Genomic DNA, 21,053 nt, shown 5'->3' on the forward strand with positions numbered 1-21,053 from the left:
AAATATTAATTTAGACTTCATTGCTAACGATAAATAAATGTCTCCTTAAGGATTGAGGTGAGGGGGTTGGCTATATATGACCCCGGTTATTCACTGGAATAATGAAGGATGCATTATTCACACAGGGTAATTTAATAATTAAAGGAATCTCGATGAAATTCAGCAAAATTGCGTCCTCTTTGGTTGCAGGTATTGCATTAGTGAGCGGTGCAGCACAGGCCGATGTAGTGACTGTAAATGGCGGTACGGTTCACTTTAAAGGTGAACTGGTGAATGCGGCCTGTGCGGTGAGCACGCAGTCTTCCGATCAAACGGTGAAACTGGGCCAATACCGTACGGCGGCGTTTACTAAAGTGGGTGACACCTCCGCGCAGATCCCATTCACCATCGTGCTTAACGATTGCGATACCACAGTCTCCACCCTGGCTTCTGTCTCATTCTCAGGCCAGACTGACGGCACCGACCCTACGCTTCTGGCGATTAACTCGGGTGACAACAGCACCACGGCTGGCGGCGTCGGTATCGAAATCCTCGACAGCAAATCGAAAGTGTTGACCCCGGATGGTACTGTCTTCTCCACCGCGCAGACACTGATTGACGGGACGAACACCCTGCCGTTCACCGCGCGCTATAAATCTACCGCAGCCATCGCAACAGCAGGCCAGGCCAACGCTGATGCGACATTTGTAATGAAATACGAATAATTAAGTTTTGCAGGGATAACGCAAGCCTCAGAAATGAGGCTTCTTTTATTGACGAACAGAAATTCATTATTCCTGAATTAAACATTTTAATGTTAGTAATAATGATGGTGCCGTGTGATGACGACTTTATTTAAACAAGGCTCGGCCATAATGCTGTGCCTGTTAATGTTTTGCTTTAATGCACAAGCTGCCGGGGGCGTTGCACTGGGTGCAACACGGGTTATTTATCCTGCCGAGGCAAAACAAACATCGCTCTCAATTAATAATAGTGATAACAAAGAGCGCTTTCTGGTGAACTCGTGGATTGAAAATAGTGCAGGTGCCAGAGATAAAAGTTTTATTGTCACGCCTCCGCTTTTTGTTAGTGAGCCATCGAGCGAAAACACACTTCGTATTATTTACGCCGGGCCACCGTTGCCAACAGACCGCGAAACTATTTTCTGGATGAACGTAAAAGCGATTCCCTCGGTCGATAAAAATAATCTCGACGGCAGCAACGTACTGCAACTGGCGATTTTGTCGCGCATCAAGCTGTTTGTGCGTCCTCAAAACTTGAAAATGCAGCCAGAAGAGGCGCTAAAACAACTGCGCTTTAGCCGCAGCGGCGGGCAACTGAGCGTTCACAATCCTTCACCGTATTACGTCAGCACCGTCAATCTGAAAGTCGGCAACGAAAAGCTCGCCAATACCATGGTCGCGCCAAAGAGCGTATCGCAAGTGGCGGTTTCGCCTGTGCTGAAAGGTGCTATCTCCTTCCAGACGGTGAACGACTACGGCGCGGTGACGCCTGTGCAAGCGGGCGTAATGCTGTGATGCAGGTAATCTGCGCAACAAGGATATCTGGCAGATGATCAACAAGTCAGTCACCCCGCTTGCAGCGATGATAGTAACCGCACTGTGGCCGGTAATCAGCTCCGGGGAAAGTTACTTTAACCCTGGGTTTTTGTCGGCAGAAGATGCCGCCGTGGCAGATTTATCGCGTTTTGAAAAAGGTAGCCATCAGGCACCGGGTGTCTATCGCGTGGACATCTTGCGTAACGATGAATTTATCTCGACCCAGGATCTCCGTTTTATTGCCAGCGACGCCAGTGGCGGAAAAGCAGAATCGAGCGGCCTGGTACCATGTCTCGACACTGACTGGTTGAAGCGCCTGGGCCTGAACATGCTCGCTTATCCAGCGCTTGCGAAGTTTAAGACCGGAGAATGTGTGCCGCTCGCGGTGCTGATCCCTGATTCCGAGACAAATTTCGATTTTGCCAAACTACGCCTGGATATCAGTTTGCCGCAGGCATCGCTGCTTAACAGTGCCCGGGGCTATATACCGCCGCAGGAGTGGGACGAAGGGATTCCGGCAGCGCTGCTCAACTACAGTTTTACCGGCAACCATGGCAGCGACGACGAAAACTATTATTTAAGCCTGCATAGTGGTGTGAACTACGGAGCCTGGCGGCTGCGTAACAGCGGTGCCTGGAACTACACTCGCGGTGATGGCTACCACGCTAACAGTTGGAACAACATCAGCACCTATGTGCAACGGACGATTATTCCACTCAAAAGCGAGCTGGTATTAGGTGACAGCAACACGGGTAGCGATGTGTTCGACAGTCTGGGATTTCGCGGGGCGCGGCTCTACTCGGCTGACAGTATGTACCCCGACAGCCTGCAAGGTTACGCGCCAACGGTACGTGGTATCGCGCGAACCCACGCTAAAATCACCATTCGCCAGAACAGTTTTGTGATCTACCAAAGCTACGTTTCACCAGGTGCATTTACTATCAGTGACCTCAATCCCACCTCTTCCAGCGGCGATCTGGAGGTCACTCTCGAAGAAAAAGACGGTACCCAGCAAAAATACACCGTGCCTTATTCCACCGTCCCGTTATTGCAACGGGAAGGGCGGCTGAAATTCGACCTGGTGGCCGGGGATTTCCGTAGCGGAAGCGACCAACAGGATACGCCATTCTTCACCCAGGCCACCCTGATTGCGGGTTTACCCTACGGTTTTACCGCCTATGGCGGCACTCAGCTTGCCGAAGACTACACATCAGTGGCGCTGGGGGCCGGGAAAAATCTCGGGGAGTGGGGGGCACTTTCAATGGATATTACCCACGCCAGCAGCCGACTTGCAGATGACAGCAAACATCAGGGCCAGTCGCTACGATTCCTGTACGCCAAATCCCTCAGCGGTTACGGCACTAACTTCCAGTTGTTGGGATATCGCTATTCCACGCGTGGTTTTTATACGCTTGATGAGGTGGCATACAAAAATATCGAAGGCTACGAATACGCCGATGAAGCGGATGGTGGACGCAAAAATGAGCCGGTTGTGCAGAGCTACCACAACTTGCGTTACAGCAAGCGCGGGCGATTTCAAATCAACGTTTCTCAATCGCTCGGTGATTACGGGTCGCTCTATGTTTCAGGCAGCCAGCAAACTTACTGGGAAACCAGCCAGAACAACACCTGGTATCAGGCCGGGTATGCCAGCGGCTGGCGCGGGATCAGCTACTCATTTTCGATGTCGTGGAGCAAATCCGTCGGGATCGCCGATAGCGATCGCATTATGGCCTTTAACCTTTCGGTGCCATTTAGCACCCTGCTGGGGCATGGCTATTCGCGCACCAGCACCATCGATCGCGCTTACGCCACTTTTGCTGCCAGTAACAACGCAGATGGCGATGCCACTGTGCAAACAGGTATCGGCGGAACATTACTTGAAGACCGAAACCTCAATTACAGCGTCACTCAAGGCCACAGCGACACTAACGGTTACAGCGGAAGTGCCTCGGCTAACTGGCAGGCTACCTACGGCACATTGGGGCTGGGCTACAACTACGACCGCGACCAACACGACTACAACTGGCAGGCTTCTGGCGGCGTGGTGGGTCACGCCGATGGCATCACGTTTAGCCAGCCGCTTGGTGACACCAACGTATTAATAAAAGCACAGGGAGCCAGCGGGGTTGGTGTCGAAAACCAGCCCGGGGTGAAAACCGACTGGCGCGGATATGCGGTGATGCCTTACGCCACGGTATATCGCCACAACCGTATCGCTCTCGATACCAACACCATGGATAACCACACCGACATTGAAAACAACGTCAGCAGCGTGGTGCCTACGGATGGCGCATTGGTGCGTGCGGAATTTAAGGCGCGCGTGGGCGTGCGGGCAATCATCACCGTAACCCGTGGTGGGCGAGCAGTACCGTTCGGCTCGGTGGTGCGCGAAGAAATCACGGGCATCACCAGTATGGTCGGCGATGACGGGCAAATTTACCTCAGCGGCTTGCCACTCCAGGGAAAACTACTGATTCAGTGGGGCGAGGGCAAAGGGTCACAGTGTTTCGCACCATTTACATTACCGCCTGAAAGCCTGAATCAGGCGATTGTCGTGGCGAATGCGACCTGTTCATAGGATTCAGGGATCTGTTTATGAAATTGATGACATCTTTAGCAGGGGCGGCGCTGTGGGTATATGCACTTCCGGCGTTTGCCACTGTCTGCCAAAACTCCAATGGCGTGCCAGCGGATATTTTTTACGATCTGTCCGACGTCTTCACCAGCGCAAACAATAACGTCGGGCAAATCATCACCCTCGCGGAAAAGTCGGGTTGGATCGGTGTCAATGCCACTTGTCCGCAAGGAACCACCGGCAACACCACGATGCGCAGTTACGTGAGTACCTTGCCGGTGCAAGAAGTGATCGGCGGTTACCAGTACATCAAGCTCAATGATTATCTCGAAGGGGCGATGAGTATCACGGACAGCTACGCCGGGCAATTTTACCCGCCGCGCAACTATATTCAGATGGGAACCCACGGCAATGTGTCCAAACAGCAGCCGTTTCCGGTTCAGGATTCGAAGCTGGTTTTTAAACTCAAAGTGACAAGGCGTTTTATCAATATGGTGCCGATTCCACGGCAGACCATGTTTACGGTATATGTCACGACGCGAAACACCGACCCACTCACCACTCCGGTTTATACCATTAGCTACAGCGGCAAAATTGAAGTGCCACAAAGCTGTGAAATCAACGCCGGGCAAATCGTTGAATTTGATTTTGGCGACATTGGTGCTGCGCTGTTTAGCCAGGCCGGGGCCGGGAATCGACCGCAAGGCGTGACGCCGCAAACTAAAACCATCGCTATTAAATGCACCAATGTGGCGGCGCAGGCCTATCTTTCTCTGCGGGTGGAGGCGGAGAAAGCGTCCGGTAATATGATGGTTTCAAATAATAACGATCTCGGGTTTATCGTTGCCGATAGCAGCGGAACGCCATTTATTCCTAACAATTTGGGCAGCAAAATCAATTTCCGTCTCGACGATGCAGCTGCGGCGCAAGTGGGGATTCGGGCCTGGCCGGTAAGCGTGACAGGGAACAAACCGTCGGAAGGGCCGTTTAGTGCGCGGGGCTATTTGCGGGTGGATTATGACTAAAATTGCGATGCTGCTGTGGTTGGCGGCAAGTCTGGCGAGTCATGCTCAGGCTGACACTTCGCTCGGGGCCATCAATATAGAACTTCGCGGCAACGTGGTGGATTTCAGCTGTTACGTCGAAATTGGGGATGACAATAAAACAGTGCAGCTTGGGCGTTGGCCGACCAAACAACTGCGCACCGCAGGCAGCACTACGCAAAGCATGCCTTTCACGTTGAAGCTGAACGGCTGCCCGCCGGGTGCAGCATCAATTACCTTTTCTGGGAAGCAAGCCACGGGTAACCCCGGTTTACTGGGGCTTAATAACACAAGCGGGGCGACAAATGTGGCCGTCGAGTTGCGCGATAAAGATAAAACCCGTCTGCCCCTTGAGCAGGCAAGCCAGGATGTGCCAGTCGATGCCAACGGAAATGCGGAATTAACTTTTTTTGCAAATTACATCGCGCTTGCCGATAACCCCCAAGCCGGGCAAGCCGACGCAGATGCCACGTTTATGATTAATTATTATTAGAAAGCCTATCTGGCATCATTAAATTAAATAAAAACCGGGCTCGAACCTAACGCCGTTAGTTTAAGAGTGAAATATCCGGGGCGACCACCGGGTTTGGCGTCCCTCCGGGAACCAAATTCCGGCGTTTCCCCTCATTCATTAGCTTAAATGAATGGTGTTAAGTAATAACCCGTTTTTTTTAATTTAAAATAGTAATGTGATGCGCAGTTATAATAGTTCTTTTACTCGGGCGTAATCGATAAGCTCGACAATCGATGAGACATGTAGCTTGGAAAATATATTAGATTTATGCGCGCTGATGGTTTTGTTACTCAGCAGAAGTTGTTCGGCAATTTCCTTATTGGATAAACCATTGGCAAGGTAGCGTAATACGGTTATCTCTCTGTTTGATAATGGCGTATCGTCAGTCACTCCGTTACGCGAACCCGGATTACTGATTAACTCCAGCGTTTCGGAGGGGAAAAACGAATACCCTGCAAGCAACATTTCTACCGCATGATAGATATCTTCCTGCTCCTTCCTTTTACTGACAAACCCATTTGCCCCGGCCTGAATAGCACGGCCCGCATAAAACCTCTCAGACTTGGAAGATAAGAACAGTATACGAGTGTCAGCTTGTATGCTCTTGATTCTTTTTAATAAAGTGAAGCCATCAATGGACGGCAGTTCAATGTCGAGAATCACTAAATCGACAGAGTGGGAGCGCATATAGTTGACCACCTCCCGGCTGTCGTCGGTTTTCATCACCACATCAATATTTTTATTTTTCTGTAGCAGTACCTCTATCGACATTCTGACAATAGGGTGTTCGTCCATAATAATTACGGATGCAGGTTTCATATTCTTGCCTCTAATTTTTTGAGGAACATATCGCATTGACGCAAAGTCACTGGCGGCGAAAGTGAAAAGGTGTTTCACTATTTCGTATTTTATAATGTATGCAAGATGCTCCCTTGAACTTAAAAACTTCCTTCATAAGTACTGTTTTCTAATGGCTGCGAGTGAAACAAAAAATTATTTCAATAAGAAAATCAATCTATTCAAATTAGATAAATGAATAGGTTGATTATACAGCCATATTATTTAAGAAAAAGGCCACTGTTATGCTCGGGGAATAATGCTGTGATCAAATTCTAATTAAATTGGTTAATTAATTGTTATTTGGTAGGTGTGTCTGTGTTAAGTGAAATATTTGGGAAAAAAGATTGTTTTGAACATGAAGAATAGTGAGAAGTCTCGAATGTTTCCTATTTGTTATCCGTAGCACAGAGTGATTACGTGGTTAATCGTCGGGAAGCGGCATAGTTTGCGGGAAACTGATTCTCCAGGAATAGTTGTAATTGTTAATAAACTGTTCTTATTTAACAAATCGCGAGCATTGAAAATAAGTCGTTTCCTGGCTTTCACTCGGAAGTCGGTTAGTTAGCGCAGCTATACTTTCCCTGATGACGCACAGGACAATTTATTAAGCAAATGTATCAGTGACTTGTTGTTCCCTGTTCCTATACGAGCGGCAACCCGTCCAAGGGTATAAACCACAGAGTGGTAGGGTTTGTTTAATGACGCGGCAATAGCTTTCAGCGACTCTCCTTTTGCCACGGCCAGCAGAATATTCCATTCCCGCTTTGAAAGTGGGACTGAGCGTGACCCATCCTGAGCATTGGACCAATCTTGCCGGGCTCGCTTTTCAGTCAGCAGAATAAGCAGATCGGTAATTCTCAGTCGCCGTTCCACCACAGGGAAGGTTGATGCCGCATCGATCAGTCGGGCGACTTCAATACAACGGCAGGCAGTCAGTTGCATCATATTCAGATGTGGCCAGGTTTGTTGCCATTGTCTGATCATATTTAGCACATCCATTGCTGGCTCGCTTACGCCATCCAGATCGATGAACACTCGCGGTTGTGGAGTTTGTTTAAGCATAACTTCAGCCTCATCCAGGTTTGCGCAGACATGAGTTCGCTGGAACTTAAAAAAGTACTCAGTCAGTGCCAGCGACAAGTAGTAGTCACTGGTCACGAGGATGATATCGAGTGGTTCCGGCAACTGCTTCGCATACATTTGCTGTTGTAGAGACTCAATGCGGTCAAAGACAATCGGGGCCAACCGGCTATGAAAATGTGTCAGATCGCCATTTTTGATGCGTCGAAATCTACGTTTACGCGCGGCTATGTACAAATCTTCAGTAACCCGCAGCGCAAAGAAAAGGTTTGTGAATCGCGATTTGGGCGTGAGTCAGTGGTGCATTAATAATCATTTCCATATTCTTTCATCAACAGCACCTGTCAGTGCTGAAATAGACTCTTTGTCAATACCGCTGATAATCGTAAGTTAATTTTATATAGCTTACGATTATATCGTTGCAATAAATCCTGACATGAAAAAATCAGGTTAGATATTAGAATTGACTTAAGTAAATATAAGGGGTTTCTTAAAATAATAACCAAGGGGCGGGAGGTTTATATTTATATCAAGATGGCTACCGCCTGGATGTAAATGTCTATAATAATGACGGTGAAAAATTTTGGTTAGGGTTCATGTTTTCGCAAGGCAGGTAATCCTGCCATTGATTGCGGCCATTATTTTTTAGTTACTCACAACTAAAAAAGATAATAATTTGTATGCAATGAAATAAAGTGTGGCTCTTAGAGTTGTCCGGGCACATTTGAAATAAACACCTTTATTATATTTAATCCTTAGTGCGCCGTTCAAATGAATTATTTTTAGGAACTTAACCGTATTGACTATGTGGTTTACTGGGGAATAGCATCGAGATGCCCTACCTGAACTAAATTTTTATGACGCAACTACTGATTATAAATAAAATAATGGAGAATCAAGTGAACATTACCAGTGAAAGGTTGGTTGGTTTTAATGTTTTGATGATACATGCAGAACAGCCGCAATTTTCTGCTATGAACCGAGCTGTTGGAGATATAGTTACCGATTTAAAGCAAAGAGGAATTAACGTTACTTACTCCGCTAATGCCGAAGATGCGTGCTCAATTGTGCATTCTGACACCACTATTCAATGCATAGTATTAAGTTGGAAGATGCAGGATAACGATGAATATAATCAGGAAGCTCGACAAATAATTAATATTGCTAGAGCACGAAATGTTCACATTCCCATTTTTTTGATGATTGAAAGGAGTAGCGAATCCCACTTGACGGCTGATGTCATGCGTCAAACAGATGAGTTAATCTGGCTTCTAGAAGATACAGCATTCTTTATTTCCGGAAGAATTTATGCAGCCATGTTACGTTATCGCGAAAATATCACCCCTCCTTTAACCAAAGCAGTGATAAATTTTGCCAACAAATTTGAATATTCCTGGCATACGCCCGGTCATACTGGCGGTACTGCTTTTCTCAAATCACCCGTTGGTCGTATTTTTCATGACTATTTTGGCGAGAACTTATTGCGCTCCGATCTTTCTATTTCAGTTGGCGAACTGGGTTCGTTACTCGATCACTCCGGGCCTATTGGCGAGAGCGAGAAGTTTTGCGCCAAAGTATTCGGTGCTGACCGCGCATATACCGTGACGAATGGTTCGTCTATGTCTAACCGTGTGATTATGATGTCTTCCGTGGCACGTAATGATTACGCGCTGTGCGACCGTAATGCGCATAAATCAACAGAACAAGCGCTGACCATGACGGGAGTTATACCAACATATTTACTGCCATCGCGTAATAATCTCGGCATTATTGGCCCTGTGTATGCCAGAAATTTACACCATGAATCAATCAGTGCAGCGATTAAGGCTAATCCGCTTGCCAAAGATAAATCACAGAAAGCCGTACATGCCATTATTACTAATTCAACTTACGATGGCTTAATTTATCACGTGCCTACCGTTATCGATTTGCTGGACGCCAGCGTCGATCGTATTCACTTTGACGAAGCCTGGTATGGTTACGCAAGATTTAACCCAATATATCGCGAGCATTTTGGTATGTATGGGGAACCTGAGGATTATCCAAAAGATAAACCTACAATATTTACCACGACTTCAACTCACAAACTGTTAGCCGCACTTTCGCAAGCCTCGTTAATTGGTATTCGCGACGGACGTAATACCGTGCCACATGAGCGTTTTAACGAATCTTATATGATGCATGCTTCAACTTCGCCACTTTATCCTATTATCGTCTCCAATGAAGTTTCGGCGGAGATGATGAGTGGTGTTGGCGGGCAAGCATTGACCACGGAATCGATTACCGAGGCGGTAAGTTTCAGAAAGGCAGTCCGTAAAATTAAGCGCCAGGTGAATAAAGAGAATGACTGGTTCTTCTCAACCTGGAACGCGGATTATGTGACGGATCCTTCCACTAATGAAAGAATTGCTTTCGAAGATGCACCGGATGAACTGCTAATTACCGATCCAGCCTGCTGGAAGCTGAGTTCTGGGGATAGCTGGCATGGCTTTAAAGAAATAGAAAACAACTATTGCATGCTCGACCCTATCAAAGTTTCCGTTGTTACACCCGGTGTCGCAAGCGATGGTTCGCTCGAAGATTTTGGTATTCCGGCTACTCTTCTAACGGCATTTTTAAGCCAGCGAGGCATTCAGGTAGAGAAAACCACCGATTTTACCGTGCTCTTTTTATTCTCACTTGGCGTGACGAGAGGTAAATACGGAACGCTGGTGAATGCGCTGCTGCGATTTAAAGAAGCTTACGATAATAATTTGCCGGTCAGCGAAGTGCTGTATGAACACAAAAGCGACGTCCCGCCATGTTATGAAACTATGGGGCTGAAAACGCTCTCCGACACCATGTTCGCCTTTATGAAGGCGAATCAAACTCTTGCTATTCAGGCTCAGGCGTTTTCAACGATTCCACAACCGCACATGACGCCAGCGGATGCTTACGTCAAGCTGGTTCATAACGAAATTGATAGGGTCAAAGTGGATGATTTGCAGGGACGTGTATTAGCAACAGGGGTTGTTCCTTATCCACCGGGCATCCCAATGATCATGCCTGGCGAATGCGCAGGTGCGAAAGACAGCCCGCATATTCGTTATTTACAGGTATTGCAGGCATGGGACAGGGCGTTCCCAGGTTTTTCACATGACACCCACGGTGTCGAAAGTATCGATGGACATTATTACGTTCAGTGCCTAAAGCATAGCTCGTAAAACAACAGGGCTTGTCTTAATAAGGGAATATGATATGAGTGTGAAAAAAATGAGCGTTACGCAGTTAACGATGTTAACTGCCGTAAATATGCTGGGTTCGGGAATTATTCTATTGCCAGCAAAATTAGCGCAGGTTGGCGGGATATCTATCCTTTCCTGGTTTATTACCGCCACGGGCTCGGTCGCTTTAGCATGGGCATTTGCCTGCTGTAGTACCATAAGTAATAAACCCGGTGGCATGGGGGGCTATGCGGAGTATGCTTTTGGCAAAGCGGGTAATTATATTGCTAACTATACCTATGGTGTTGCAATTGTCATCGGCAACGTAGCCATCGCGATAACAGCTGTTGGTTATATTATCGGCTTGTTTAATATTAACCCTAATCCTTTACAGATAGGGTTGATGACGATTGGGCTACTTTGGTTTACCACTATTGCTAACTTTGGCGGAGCAAGTATTACCGGTAAATTAGGCAGTATAACCGTATGGGGTGTTATCGCACCGGTAGTAGTTATTTCCACCGTAGGTTGGTTCTGGTTCGAACCGAAAATATATATGGCTGGCTGGAACCCACACCATAAAACTATGCTCGAAGCCGCAGGTTCATCGATAGCGATTACGCTTTGGGCATTTTTAGGCCTCGAATCAGCCTGCGCAAACTGCGATGCGGTAGAAAACCCGCAAAAAAATGTTCCCATTGCCGTGCTCTTTGGCACGATAGGATCAGCAATTATCTACATCGTTTCCACCAACGTTATTGCCGGTATTATCCCTAATATGGACTTGGCAAATTCGAATGCGCCTTTTGGCCTGGCATTTGCGAAGATGTTTACCCCGGAGATCGGGAATATCGTTACGGGTTTAATGATTCTTGCCTGTATTGGTTCGCTATTGGGATGGCAGTTCACCACCGCGCAGGTTTTTAAAAGCTCGGCGGACGTTGGATACTTTATGAAGATTTTTTCTAAAAGCACCAAAGCGGGAACACCTATCGTCGGTATGATGGTATTACTTTTGGTTCAAACGCTTTTGAGCTGGCTGTCCATACCCGTCAGCCACGACGGAACGCGACTGGGTTGGCTAACGCAAACCAGTTTCAGTAATACGGGCGTTTCGGATCAGTTCTCGGCGATTGTCGATCTGTCAGTAGTGACTAACCTCATCCCGTATATCCTCTCGATGGCGGCTCTGGTCACCATACAGGAAATAGCTCATACCCCACGGCGTAAGGCAATGATTAACAACGCTATTGCGTTGGTTGGCGCGGCGTATAGCTATTTTGCGCTGGTTAACTCAGGCGATCAGGCACTCATGTATGGTGGGGTTGCTACCATCCTGGGCTTCACGTTCTACGGCGTGGTTAGTGCACGTTTTGTGAAAGATGAACAGAGATTACATCCAGATCATGTCATCTCCGGAGCAGAAGAGGTCCCAGCCGTGCCATTCGATCAAAAATAGAGTTAAAACAGATCGTGTAAGGGAAGTGTGAATCGTGTGAAAGGAAGGCGTGTCGTGCTTGCTTTCACCGATCCACTTCGTTTTCTGCCAGCCACATCCCCTTCAGTTAAGCGACGGCGTAAAGTTTGAGTCTTCATTAATATGCTCAACATGTTGATATTTGCACCATTGATTGCGGCCATTATTTTTTGCTTGATACAAAGCCTGATCTGCATATTTAAACAAAGTCTCATATTTCTGCCCTTCAGACCACCTGACCATACCTGCGCTAATTGTTAGGGGGAACGGCTCATTATCAATAATAAGAGGGTTTCTGGACAGTTCATTAACAATAGTATTGGTTAATTCCTGGTGGTTTATCTCCGGAGTATTAGCAAGCAACAGGGCAAACTCTTCACCGCCTACGCGTCCAAATAATTGACTATCGGGGGTAAACTGTTTTAAACGTTGGCAAAAGGCAACGAGAACCTTATCTCCCTTTTGATGCCCCCATACGTCATTTATTTTCTTGAAAAAATCAATATCAATTAAAACCATTGAACAGATATCTCCTTTCTTCAATGACGACGTAATTGCCTCCGCTGCTTTAGTAAATGCCCGGCGATTGAGAATACCGGTCAAGTCATCGTGATTAGCAAGTTGAGATAACTTAGAAAAGAGTTTATCTCGTTCAGAAATTGCAACCGCAATCGTAAGTGCGCAAAGCGCCAGTACTGCAACAATCGTCCTGACAGCAGAGATGTAGATATTCTCAGAAAAATGTAGATAACCATGCGTAGAGTGAATGATCCACATAAAAAAGAATGCACCATTCATACTGATACCAAAGGTTGTTAGAAATAGATTGCCTGAAAGCGCTAGCCATATGATGGTTGGAATAATCAGTATTGACGCCATCAGGAAATATATTTTGTCTGTTATAAAAATAAAGGCAAACAATAATAGAATAGACGGAATAATATGTAGAAACGCATTTTCGAAAGATTTAAGTATTTTTGGAGCTGCCAAAATGACTGGTAAAAATACTATAAAATCAAGCGACTCGTTTAAGTACCAATAAAATGCTGTTTGAAAAAATGCATTACCATACAGAGCAAATAATGCCCCTGAGCCTACTAACGAACCTATAATAAGAGAGGGTTGGCAGAGTAATAACCATTGCGGAACGCTATGTAAGCTACCAAGCCATTCATCTTCGTCGGTACGCGTAGCGAAGCGATGTAAAGTGATATAACCTATTGAAATTGTGATGATATTGGCAATGGTCATCAGTAAAACCTGGTTGAGACGTGTACCGATTAATAAATCTGGCAACACCATCCCTGCGCAACAAATTAAATAATGACGCCAGTTAACACGTTGGTAAAAGCGTAATAACACACCAATGGTTATAGCATTGGTCAACCAAACTAAAGAAAATGGTCCATTAACTCTTTCAATAATACCTATGACAGTTGTCAGTGTAGTGATTATAAATAAGATTATCATTGGATAGCATTTATAGAAAAAGTTGTTCAGCGTAAGTATCATTCCAGGTGACTTCCCAATCTAACTATCAACACAATAGAGCAATATATGAATTAGAGTGTTTATTAATTACGACCATAGAGACTCAATTGGGACAGGTTTCCCGGTATGATATCCCTGTAACCATTCAACTCCCATCGATATTAGCATTTGTTTTATTTCTTCACTTTCAACAAACTCTGCGACAACTTCCAGACTTTTAAATTTAGCTGCTTCACTAAATGACATCACTATTAGCCGGTCAAACTTATCGTTCACAACATTACGTATGAATGAACCATCTATTTTAAGTATGTCGACATCTAATGTCTTGAGGCGAGAGTAACTGGATGCTCCTGTACCAAAATCATCAATCGCAATTTGACATCCAAGTTTGCGTAGTTCCTGCAGGACACTGGATGCATTAATATTATCAATAATATCTGACTCGATAATTTCAAAGATGATCCGTTCAGGGCGTATTAAGTAGTTCTTTAAAAGAACATTCAGACTATCCAGAAAATCTTTTCTACTAAGCGATTGAGGTGTCAAATTGATGGAAAAACGAGTATCAGATTTAGATTGATCCAGGGATTGCATAAACTGAAATGTTTGTTCAATTACAGTCAAATCCACTTGTGCAAGCAATCCTGCTTCCTCAGCCACCGGTAAAAAAGTATCCGGGAAGAATATTTTGTCGTTGGTCGTCTTCATGCGAATAAGAATTTCATAATACTGGCTGCTGTTTTTAGTTGAAACTATTGGCTGAGCAACGAGCATAAATGATTTACGGTCTATCGATTTTTGCAGAAGATGGCGTATAGCTCCCGAACTGACGGTCTGATCGCCTGGGTGCAAGATATTAAGCGCTTCTGGTTTACCTTGCTTTAGCGATACATAAGCACGGGCATTAAGCTGCCCCACGACATAAGATAGATTATTGATACATTTGCCATACACCATGTATGCCATGCCAAAATTGAGACCCACCTCCATTTCAGCCCAGGAAAAACGAAAAGTTGACATTGCCTTATAGTAAGGGCGGATAATATCGTCATCTACCTTGTTAAGGCGCAAGATAAGCCCATATCCAGGGCTGTAAAACATTTTTTCATTATCCATAAGTAATGGGCTTAAATAAGAAAAAACAGCTTTAACGAATTCGAAGCGAAACGTTATTCCATGAGATTGTGTTAGCGTATTTAATTCAGGGCATTGAATAATACATAACCCAGAGTGTGGGTAACGAATGATATCGTTTTTTAATGCAAGGAGATTAGGTAACCCAGTGTGTGGCTCTGATAAAGAAAGTCGCTTGAGACTTCTAATGTACTTTAGAATGCGTGTAGCCAATACACCAACGATAACAATTGTTAGTGAAAAGGTAAAAATCATCGAACAAGAAAGAGCCAGGTGGCTGACATAATGGTTAAATGTAAACTCATTATTTATTGATATGTAATTATCAATATAGTCGCTCAATAAAATGAGCATGACTACCCACAGGGGAGAGATTAGTGCATGGCCCAGGCAAATTGCACCCCAGAGCATAACTGGCAATAGCCAGACTATAGTGTAATCTGTAAATATTAAGGTGTCGCCGTGCAAATAAATCAGGCAATACATAATTCCAATCACCAATATTACCCAGATTAATTGGTAGATTGCACGCGGCCCTGATGTAATTAATGTTTTTAACTGGTTCAAATAACTAAAAAACCAGACTGGTTTGTAGCACGCCCGTAAAATGAGATAGCAGAAAGGAGTTCCTGTAATACAGGATGTTAACATCCATTGCACATTAATCAGCGTGGGAGTGTTTAAAACATTAATATCGGATATAAAATGAAACTTTAGTAATAACCACTGTTGAACCAATGTGAAAATAATGGTGTTAAAACATATCAACCAAATTATGCGCTGAGCGCTGAGACTACTACGTCCGAAACTGACCGCCCCACGTTTACCGGTGGCAAGAAAATAGACTTTTGTGCTAACTAAAGCCGCTACGAGTTGAGATGTTGTATCCAGGAACTGGGATAAAGGTTGTGTGTGAAAGCTATATAGCGCAAACAGAGAGAGGGCAGGAATGGCTTTTTTATTATACAAAATGAGTAGCGCGGAAATCACTGGCAACGTGAGATCGTAGAGTCTGATAGTTGTACCAGAAATCTCAATGCTGTTACTCAGTTTGTCTGCAAATGAATACAAGAGAATAAATGAAAGGCAGAGCACGATGTATTTTTTTAAGTTTTCAGGGCGTGCGAAATGCATCAATGGAGAATTTTGCCATTGATTGAACGCTGTACTTTTTCTGATCCTTGAGTTTCTTTTAGCTAACTCAGTTTCCATGACCACAGGTGTGTCCATTTTTACAAAAAAACTTCTAAGCCCCATGGTTCTTACTCACAATGGTTTACTTTTCGATTATAAACAGTCTAATGATAGCCATGATGTTTTTAATCTTATCCGTGATTCATTCAACAAACACTAAACCAATAAGTTGCTATTAATTTTCATATGGATTTAAGTGACTAGTCAAACGAAATGTATGATTAGCCAAAAACAAATGTTATTAACATGCTGTGAATGTTGTTTTATGATGCTCATATGTTTTTTTAAGGTTTAAAAATGAGGTGATATAATTTCATTGAGTAATAGTGTGAAGCATAAGTAAGGGAATTGAAAGCATATCCAGAAATGGACATTTTTAGCAGCAAAGTTAGGGTCTTAATGCATTCCTCAAGTCACCTGATGTCGCTGGCAACTAATTATTTATCTCCCCGTTCTTGAGCAATCATCAAATTGTGTTAATGCTTTATCCATTTCTTTTGAATAAGGAGTTTGTAAGTTTAACTTTAAATAAGGAATTGGTTGGTTAAACCAGATATCATGAATCTTACCAAAATCAGGTGATTTTCTAATTTTACAAAGACTCTGATTTACCAGTGACTTAAATTCTTTGTCATCGTGCGGCAGTAATATGACAAAAAACTGAGGTTTCCCAACCCCTTTATCACTAATGGAAAATAAATCTTTATCGCCCTGAGCCTCAATGATTTCCTTTAATGAAATATCATTGATAAAGGCAGCCGATGTTTTTCCACTGCGCATCAGGTCAAAAGCTTTTTCCATGGTTGGAGTTTTTATTACGACTAAATTCAGGCCCATCTCACGATTGGTCTGGTTAAGTGCAAGAGCATCAACTGATCCCGATGTTACACTAACAGTGTGCCCCGCCAATTGATCAATAGATGATATCTTTTTGTTCTTTAACGTAGCGAATCGTGTATATGAATAAGTATAGGGGCTTGAATAGTCTGCAATCGATTTCCATTCATTAACGTTAGCATTCACTGAACAGATCATATCTACTTTTTTCGCACGCAATAATTCATCTCTTTCAGGCAGATATTTATTCTCAATGTAATTAATTTTTAAGTCAGGTATGTTCAGATGTTTGCTGATATCGCTAACGATAACATTACATAAATCGATAACATAACCGACGACTTTGCCATCTGAAGTTGCATAAGAGAAAGGTGGTGCATCACGATAGGCGATGTTTATTTGATGCGTTTTTTTGATGTTATCGATCGTTTGTGATAGTTCGGCTTGAGCCACAGAAACAAACAAACCAGGAACAAGAAAACCACATGTAATTAACCGGTTGAATATTTTTGCAATATTGTTTTTGTTATGAGCTACTTTGTTTTCTATATTCATATAGGATGTTAATTTTATGTGATTTTATAAGAAAAGATCGACGGTAGATATTTGCTGTCAGTTATACACATAAAGCACACCATTGCCAATTTCATTATATCTAACAAGACGGATTTGGCGATTGAGGTAGTATGTTTTAAATACATTGCGATCATTTAATGGTCAAGTTATTTCAATGTATTAACGGAATTTTATGAAATTAAAAAATCCGTGCAAATAATTCAGACTAGTTGGTCAAAAATAATAAATGTTGAATTCGTAAACTCTAATCAATTAATTTTTTAGATTTATGTTAATAGATTTTGAGACGGTATTTTTATTAATAGTCAAATCCGGATAAAGATGATGCTGGAGAAAGTTGATCATCATTTCACAGGATGCACTTAGATTAAGAACTTGTTTGTCGAACACCCTGCTGGCATTATCCTGTGCTGGGATTAACGTCCCGTTAATCGCAAGTAGTTGATTTTGATTTAAATGACTCGGGGTGCCCTTCCACGTGAAGGCTGAGAAATACCCGTACCACCTGATCTGGATAATGCCAGCGTAGGGAAGTCAGATGCCTGTCAGGTCATCCCTTCTTCACGCCGGGCAGGAGCTTTCAATATGCAGCCTGACCTGCTACCCGGCCACCGTGCCGCGTCGGTTTTACACAATTTACATCAAGCTTCCCCTTTGGTTCACTGCATGACTAACGATGTGGTGCAGAGTTTTACCGCCAACGTTTTGCTCGCTATTGGCGCAGCTCCAGCGATGGTTATTGAGCCAGAAGAAGCCGCACAATTTAGCCCTATAGCCTGCGCTCTACTCATCAATATCGGCACACTTACCTCTGAGCGCAGTACCGCAATGCTTGCAGCCATTCATGCTGCGAACCAATCTTCTACCCCCTGGGTGCTTGACCCCGTCGCGGTCGGTGGCCTGGAGTTTCGTACACAATTTGCACGCTCGATTCTTGAATTAAACCCTGCCGCAATTCGGGGGAATGCGTCGGAAATCATGGCGCTTGCGGGCGAGCACAGTGGTGGGCGAGGCGTGGACAGTACTGTAGATGCTCTTTCAGCTCTACCCGCGGCACTTAAGCTTGCTCAGATTAGCGGTGCAATTGTTGCGGTAACAGGTGAGGAGGATTACGTCACTGATGGGGAGAATGCCTGGAGCATTGCCGGTGGCGGCGCGTTGATGACGCGTGTTGTCGGCACAGGATGTGCACTTTCCGCCGTTGTTGCTGCCTGTTGTTCATTGCCCGGGTCCCGGTTAGACAATGTCGCTTCCGCCTGCCAGTTTATGAAATGTGCTGGCGAGCAGGCCATTGCTGCAAGTCGCGGGCCTGGTAGCTTCATTCCAGCCTTTCTGGACGCGCTTTATGCACTTAATGCGGAGGCTCTGGTATGAAAGGCGTCAAACGCATTAACGCGCTAACTATTGCTGGAACCGACCCGAGTGGTGGGGCGGGTATCCAGGCTGACCTTAAAACGTTCTCGGCATTGGGTGCGTATGGCACCAGCGTTATTACCGCGCTGGTTGCACAAAATACGCGTGGAGTGCAGTCGGTTTATCGTATCGAACCTGAGTTTGTCGCAGCCCAACTTGACTCAGTGCTGAGTGATGTTCGCATCGACACTGTCAAAATCGGCATGCTGGCAGAAACAGATATCGTTGAAGCCGTGGCCGAGAGGTTGGCATTTTACCAAGTCAAAAACGTGGTGCTTGATACGGTGATGCTGGCGAAAAGTGGCGACCCATTGCTTGCTCCTTCGGCGGTAGAAAGTTTACGTCGCAGGTTATTACCGCAGGTGGCATTGATTACCCCGAACTTACCCGAAGCGGCAGCTCTGCTGAATACGGTACATGCTTGCAACGAACGAGAGATGAAAGAGCAGGGGGATGCATTGCTGGGGATGGGATGCAAAGCCGTGCTGATGAAAGGCGGCCATCTTGATGACGCTGAAAGCCCAGACTGGTTGTTTACCCAAAGTGGAACGCAGCGTTTTACTGCACCACGTGTGCAAACGCGTCATACCCATGGTACTGGTTGCACATTATCCGCCGCACTTGCGGCACTTTATCCACGCTATAACGACTGGCCTCAAACTATCACAGCGGCGAAAAAGTGGTTATCCCAGGCATTAGACCAGGCAGATTCGCTTGAAGTTGGGCAAGGAATTGGGCCAGTTCATCATTTTCACGAGTGGTGGTAATGGGGTAAATTTCCGCCGGGTATAAAACGTTACACCATAAAACAAACCGAAAGTGCTCCCGAGGTGGCGAATACTGTGAGTCGCGGCCAGGATTATGTCTGCCTGTTTTAACAAAAGCAGGCCAGGAGAATCCATCCTCAGCGGGCAGGGTGCTCGCTGAATTTACGGGAGCGTATTATGACTGATATTGCGCAGCTGCTTGGCAAAGATGCCGACAGCTTGTTACAGCATCGTTGTATGACTATTCCGGCAGACCAGCTGTATCTGCCAGGCTCAGATTATGTAGACCGCGTGATGGTGGATAACAACCGCCCGCCTGCAGTGCTACGAAACATGCAAACGCTGTATAACACCGGGCGGCTTGCTGGCACTGGCTACCTTTCCATTTTACCGGTCGATCAGGGTGTGGAACACTCCGCCGGGGCATCGTTTGCGGCAAATCCTCTCTACTTTGACCCGAAAAACATTGTTGAATTGGCGATTGAAGCGGGCTGCAACTGTGTCGCTTCAACCTATGGTGTGCTGGCATCGGTATCGCGACGTTACGCGCATCGCATTCCTTTCCTCGTCAAACTTAATCACAACGAAACGCTCAGTTACCCAAACACTTTTGACCAGACGTTATACGCAAGCGTCGAGCAGGCGTTCAACATGGGCGCGGTGGCAGTTGGGGCGACCATTTACTTTGGTTCGCCAGAGTCACGTCGCCAGATTGAAGAGATTTCAGTGGCGTTTGAACGCGCACATGAGCTGGGGCTGGTCACTGTTCTTTGGGCATATTTGCGTAATCCGGACTTTAAAAAAGACGGTGTGGATTACCACGTAAGCGCCGATCTTACTGGCCAGGCAAACCATCTGGCCGCCACTATTGGCGCGGATATCGTGAAGCAGAAGATGGCGGAGAATAATGGTGGCTACAAGGCGGTGAACTTTGGTTATACCGATGACCGTGTGTACACCAAACTGACCAGCGATAACCCGATAGACCTGGTGCGTTATCAACTGGCCAACTGTTATATGGGCCGCGCAGGGTTGATTAACTCCGGTGGTGCCGCTGGTGGTGAAACCGACCTGACAGATGCTGTGCGTACCGCTGTCATTAACAAGCGTGCGGGTGGCATGGGGCTGATTCTGGGACGCAAAGCCTTTAAGAAATCTATGTCTGAGGGTGTTAAGTTGATTAATGCTGTGCAGGATGTGTATCTGAACAGCAAAGTGACTATCGCCTGATTTTCTGCGTATTGCTGGCGGGTTAGCGCAAGCGACTCCCGCCAAAAACTTTCCCACATTCATTAGTTACCTTCATCACAATTCCATAACACTTTGTGAAAAGCATCACGCCCCCCTGGACATATGTCCAAAAAA

15 protein-coding genes and 1 riboswitch are annotated in these 21,053 nt (G+C 45.4%); of the genes, 10 read left to right on the forward strand and 5 right to left on the reverse strand.

The window, feature by feature from the left end; genetic code table 11:
- Positions 1-152: 152 nt before the first annotated feature.
- From fimA to sfmF, 5 genes are all read left to right on the forward strand, one after another.
- The gene (gene fimA, locus LVQ79_RS12500; RefSeq protein WP_154155513.1) at positions 153-704 is read left to right on the forward strand and encodes a type 1 fimbrial major subunit FimA; all 552 of its coding nucleotides are present in this window, start codon (positions 153-155) and stop codon (positions 702-704) included.
- A 117-nt stretch (positions 705-821) separates the two neighbouring features.
- Complete coding sequence (gene fimC, locus LVQ79_RS12505) at positions 822-1,517, forward strand: type 1 fimbria chaperone FimC (RefSeq protein ID WP_255668943.1); 696 nt, start codon at positions 822-824, stop codon at positions 1,515-1,517.
- Between the two features lie 34 nt (positions 1,518-1,551).
- Complete coding sequence (locus LVQ79_RS12510) at positions 1,552-4,119, forward strand: fimbrial biogenesis usher protein (RefSeq protein ID WP_232865187.1); 2,568 nt, start codon at positions 1,552-1,554, stop codon at positions 4,117-4,119.
- A 17-nt stretch (positions 4,120-4,136) separates the two neighbouring features.
- The gene (gene fimH, locus LVQ79_RS12515) at positions 4,137-5,141 is read left to right on the forward strand and encodes a type 1 fimbria D-mannose specific adhesin FimH (RefSeq protein WP_232865188.1); all 1,005 of its coding nucleotides are present in this window, start codon (positions 4,137-4,139) and stop codon (positions 5,139-5,141) included.
- Positions 5,134-5,652, forward strand: coding sequence for a fimbria assembly protein (gene sfmF / locus LVQ79_RS12520; RefSeq protein ID WP_232865189.1), 519 nt, complete (start codon positions 5,134-5,136; stop codon positions 5,650-5,652). The genes fimH and sfmF overlap by 8 nt, the downstream gene beginning before the upstream one ends.
- Positions 5,653-5,859: 207 nt before the next feature.
- Here the strand turns inward: sfmF and fimZ are convergent, their stop codons facing one another.
- On the reverse strand, positions 5,860-6,492 hold the full coding sequence (gene fimZ, locus LVQ79_RS12525; protein WP_232865190.1) for a fimbria biosynthesis transcriptional regulator FimZ: 633 nt from the start codon (positions 6,490-6,492) through the stop codon (positions 5,860-5,862).
- A 591-nt stretch (positions 6,493-7,083) separates the two neighbouring features.
- On the reverse strand, positions 7,084-7,830 hold the full coding sequence (locus LVQ79_RS12530) for a helix-turn-helix transcriptional regulator (protein ID WP_232865191.1): 747 nt from the start codon (positions 7,828-7,830) through the stop codon (positions 7,084-7,086).
- Between the two features lie 662 nt (positions 7,831-8,492).
- Here LVQ79_RS12530 and LVQ79_RS12535 point away from each other — a divergent pair.
- Together LVQ79_RS12535 and potE are read left to right on the forward strand one after the other, a co-directional pair.
- Positions 8,493-10,796 carry an Orn/Lys/Arg family decarboxylase gene (locus tag LVQ79_RS12535; RefSeq protein ID WP_232865192.1) on the forward strand — a complete coding sequence of 768 codons (2,304 nt, stop codon included), beginning with the start codon at positions 8,493-8,495 and terminating at the stop codon, positions 10,794-10,796.
- A 34-nt stretch (positions 10,797-10,830) separates the two neighbouring features.
- The gene (gene potE, locus LVQ79_RS12540) at positions 10,831-12,255 is read left to right on the forward strand and encodes a putrescine-ornithine antiporter (protein ID WP_232865193.1); all 1,425 of its coding nucleotides are present in this window, start codon (positions 10,831-10,833) and stop codon (positions 12,253-12,255) included.
- Between the two features lie 102 nt (positions 12,256-12,357).
- Here potE and LVQ79_RS12545 read toward each other — a convergent pair whose 3' ends face one another.
- From LVQ79_RS12545 to LVQ79_RS12555, 3 genes are all read right to left on the reverse strand, one after another.
- The gene (locus tag LVQ79_RS12545; protein ID WP_232865194.1) at positions 12,358-13,743 is read right to left on the reverse strand and encodes a GGDEF domain-containing protein; all 1,386 of its coding nucleotides are present in this window, start codon (positions 13,741-13,743) and stop codon (positions 12,358-12,360) included.
- Positions 13,744-13,851: 108 nt separating this feature from the next.
- Positions 13,852-16,113, reverse strand: coding sequence for an EAL domain-containing protein (locus LVQ79_RS12550; protein WP_232865323.1), 2,262 nt, complete (start codon positions 16,111-16,113; stop codon positions 13,852-13,854).
- Between the two features lie 423 nt (positions 16,114-16,536).
- Positions 16,537-17,487, reverse strand: coding sequence for a transporter substrate-binding domain-containing protein (locus LVQ79_RS12555; RefSeq protein ID WP_232865195.1), 951 nt, complete (start codon positions 17,485-17,487; stop codon positions 16,537-16,539).
- A 473-nt stretch (positions 17,488-17,960) separates the two neighbouring features.
- Positions 17,961-18,057: riboswitch (TPP riboswitch) on the forward strand.
- 36 nt (positions 18,058-18,093) lie between these two features.
- On the opposite strand from LVQ79_RS12555, the gene thiM reads away from it, so the two are divergent.
- From thiM to fbaB, 3 genes are all read left to right on the forward strand, one after another.
- On the forward strand, positions 18,094-18,882 hold the full coding sequence (thiM, locus tag LVQ79_RS12560; protein WP_232865196.1) for a hydroxyethylthiazole kinase: 789 nt from the start codon (positions 18,094-18,096) through the stop codon (positions 18,880-18,882).
- Positions 18,879-19,688 carry a bifunctional hydroxymethylpyrimidine kinase/phosphomethylpyrimidine kinase gene (gene thiD, locus LVQ79_RS12565; protein WP_232865197.1) on the forward strand — a complete coding sequence of 270 codons (810 nt, stop codon included), beginning with the start codon at positions 18,879-18,881 and terminating at the stop codon, positions 19,686-19,688. The genes thiM and thiD overlap by 4 nt, the downstream gene beginning before the upstream one ends.
- A gap of 177 nt (positions 19,689-19,865) precedes the next feature.
- Positions 19,866-20,918, forward strand: a complete 1,053-nt coding sequence (fbaB, locus tag LVQ79_RS12570) for a class I fructose-bisphosphate aldolase (protein ID WP_232865198.1) — start codon at positions 19,866-19,868, stop codon at positions 20,916-20,918.
- Positions 20,919-21,053: the final 135 nt, after the last annotated feature.

This window comes from Buttiauxella cochleicola, from assembly GCF_021282405.1.
Lineage (GTDB): Bacteria > Pseudomonadota > Gammaproteobacteria > Enterobacterales > Enterobacteriaceae > Buttiauxella > Buttiauxella massiliensis.

What these genes read in the sequence shown, in the direction of transcription:
- fimA (WP_154155513.1), top strand. Translation starts at nt 153, where the DNA reads ATGAAATTCAGCAAAATTGCGTCCTCTTTGGTTGCAGGTATTGCATTA.
- fimC (WP_255668943.1), top strand. Translation starts at nt 822, where the DNA reads ATGACGACTTTATTTAAACAAGGCTCGGCCATAATGCTGTGCCTGTTA.
- LVQ79_RS12510 (WP_232865187.1), top strand. Translation starts at nt 1,552, where the DNA reads ATGATCAACAAGTCAGTCACCCCGCTTGCAGCGATGATAGTAACCGCA.
- fimH (WP_232865188.1), top strand. Translation starts at nt 4,137, where the DNA reads ATGAAATTGATGACATCTTTAGCAGGGGCGGCGCTGTGGGTATATGCA.
- sfmF (WP_232865189.1), top strand. Translation starts at nt 5,134, where the DNA reads ATGACTAAAATTGCGATGCTGCTGTGGTTGGCGGCAAGTCTGGCGAGT.
- fimZ (WP_232865190.1), bottom strand. Translation starts at nt 6,492, where the DNA reads ATGAAACCTGCATCCGTAATTATTATGGACGAACACCCTATTGTCAGA.
- potE (WP_232865193.1), top strand. Translation starts at nt 10,831, where the DNA reads ATGAGTGTGAAAAAAATGAGCGTTACGCAGTTAACGATGTTAACTGCC.
- LVQ79_RS12545 (WP_232865194.1), bottom strand. Translation starts at nt 13,743, where the DNA reads ATGATAATCTTATTTATAATCACTACACTGACAACTGTCATAGGTATT.
- LVQ79_RS12550 (WP_232865323.1), bottom strand. Translation starts at nt 16,113, where the DNA reads ATGGAAACTGAGTTAGCTAAAAGAAACTCAAGGATCAGAAAAAGTACA.
- LVQ79_RS12555 (WP_232865195.1), bottom strand. Translation starts at nt 17,487, where the DNA reads ATGAATATAGAAAACAAAGTAGCTCATAACAAAAACAATATTGCAAAA.
- thiM (WP_232865196.1), top strand. Translation starts at nt 18,094, where the DNA reads ATGCAGCCTGACCTGCTACCCGGCCACCGTGCCGCGTCGGTTTTACAC.
- thiD (WP_232865197.1), top strand. Translation starts at nt 18,879, where the DNA reads ATGAAAGGCGTCAAACGCATTAACGCGCTAACTATTGCTGGAACCGAC.
- fbaB (WP_232865198.1), top strand. Translation starts at nt 19,866, where the DNA reads ATGACTGATATTGCGCAGCTGCTTGGCAAAGATGCCGACAGCTTGTTA.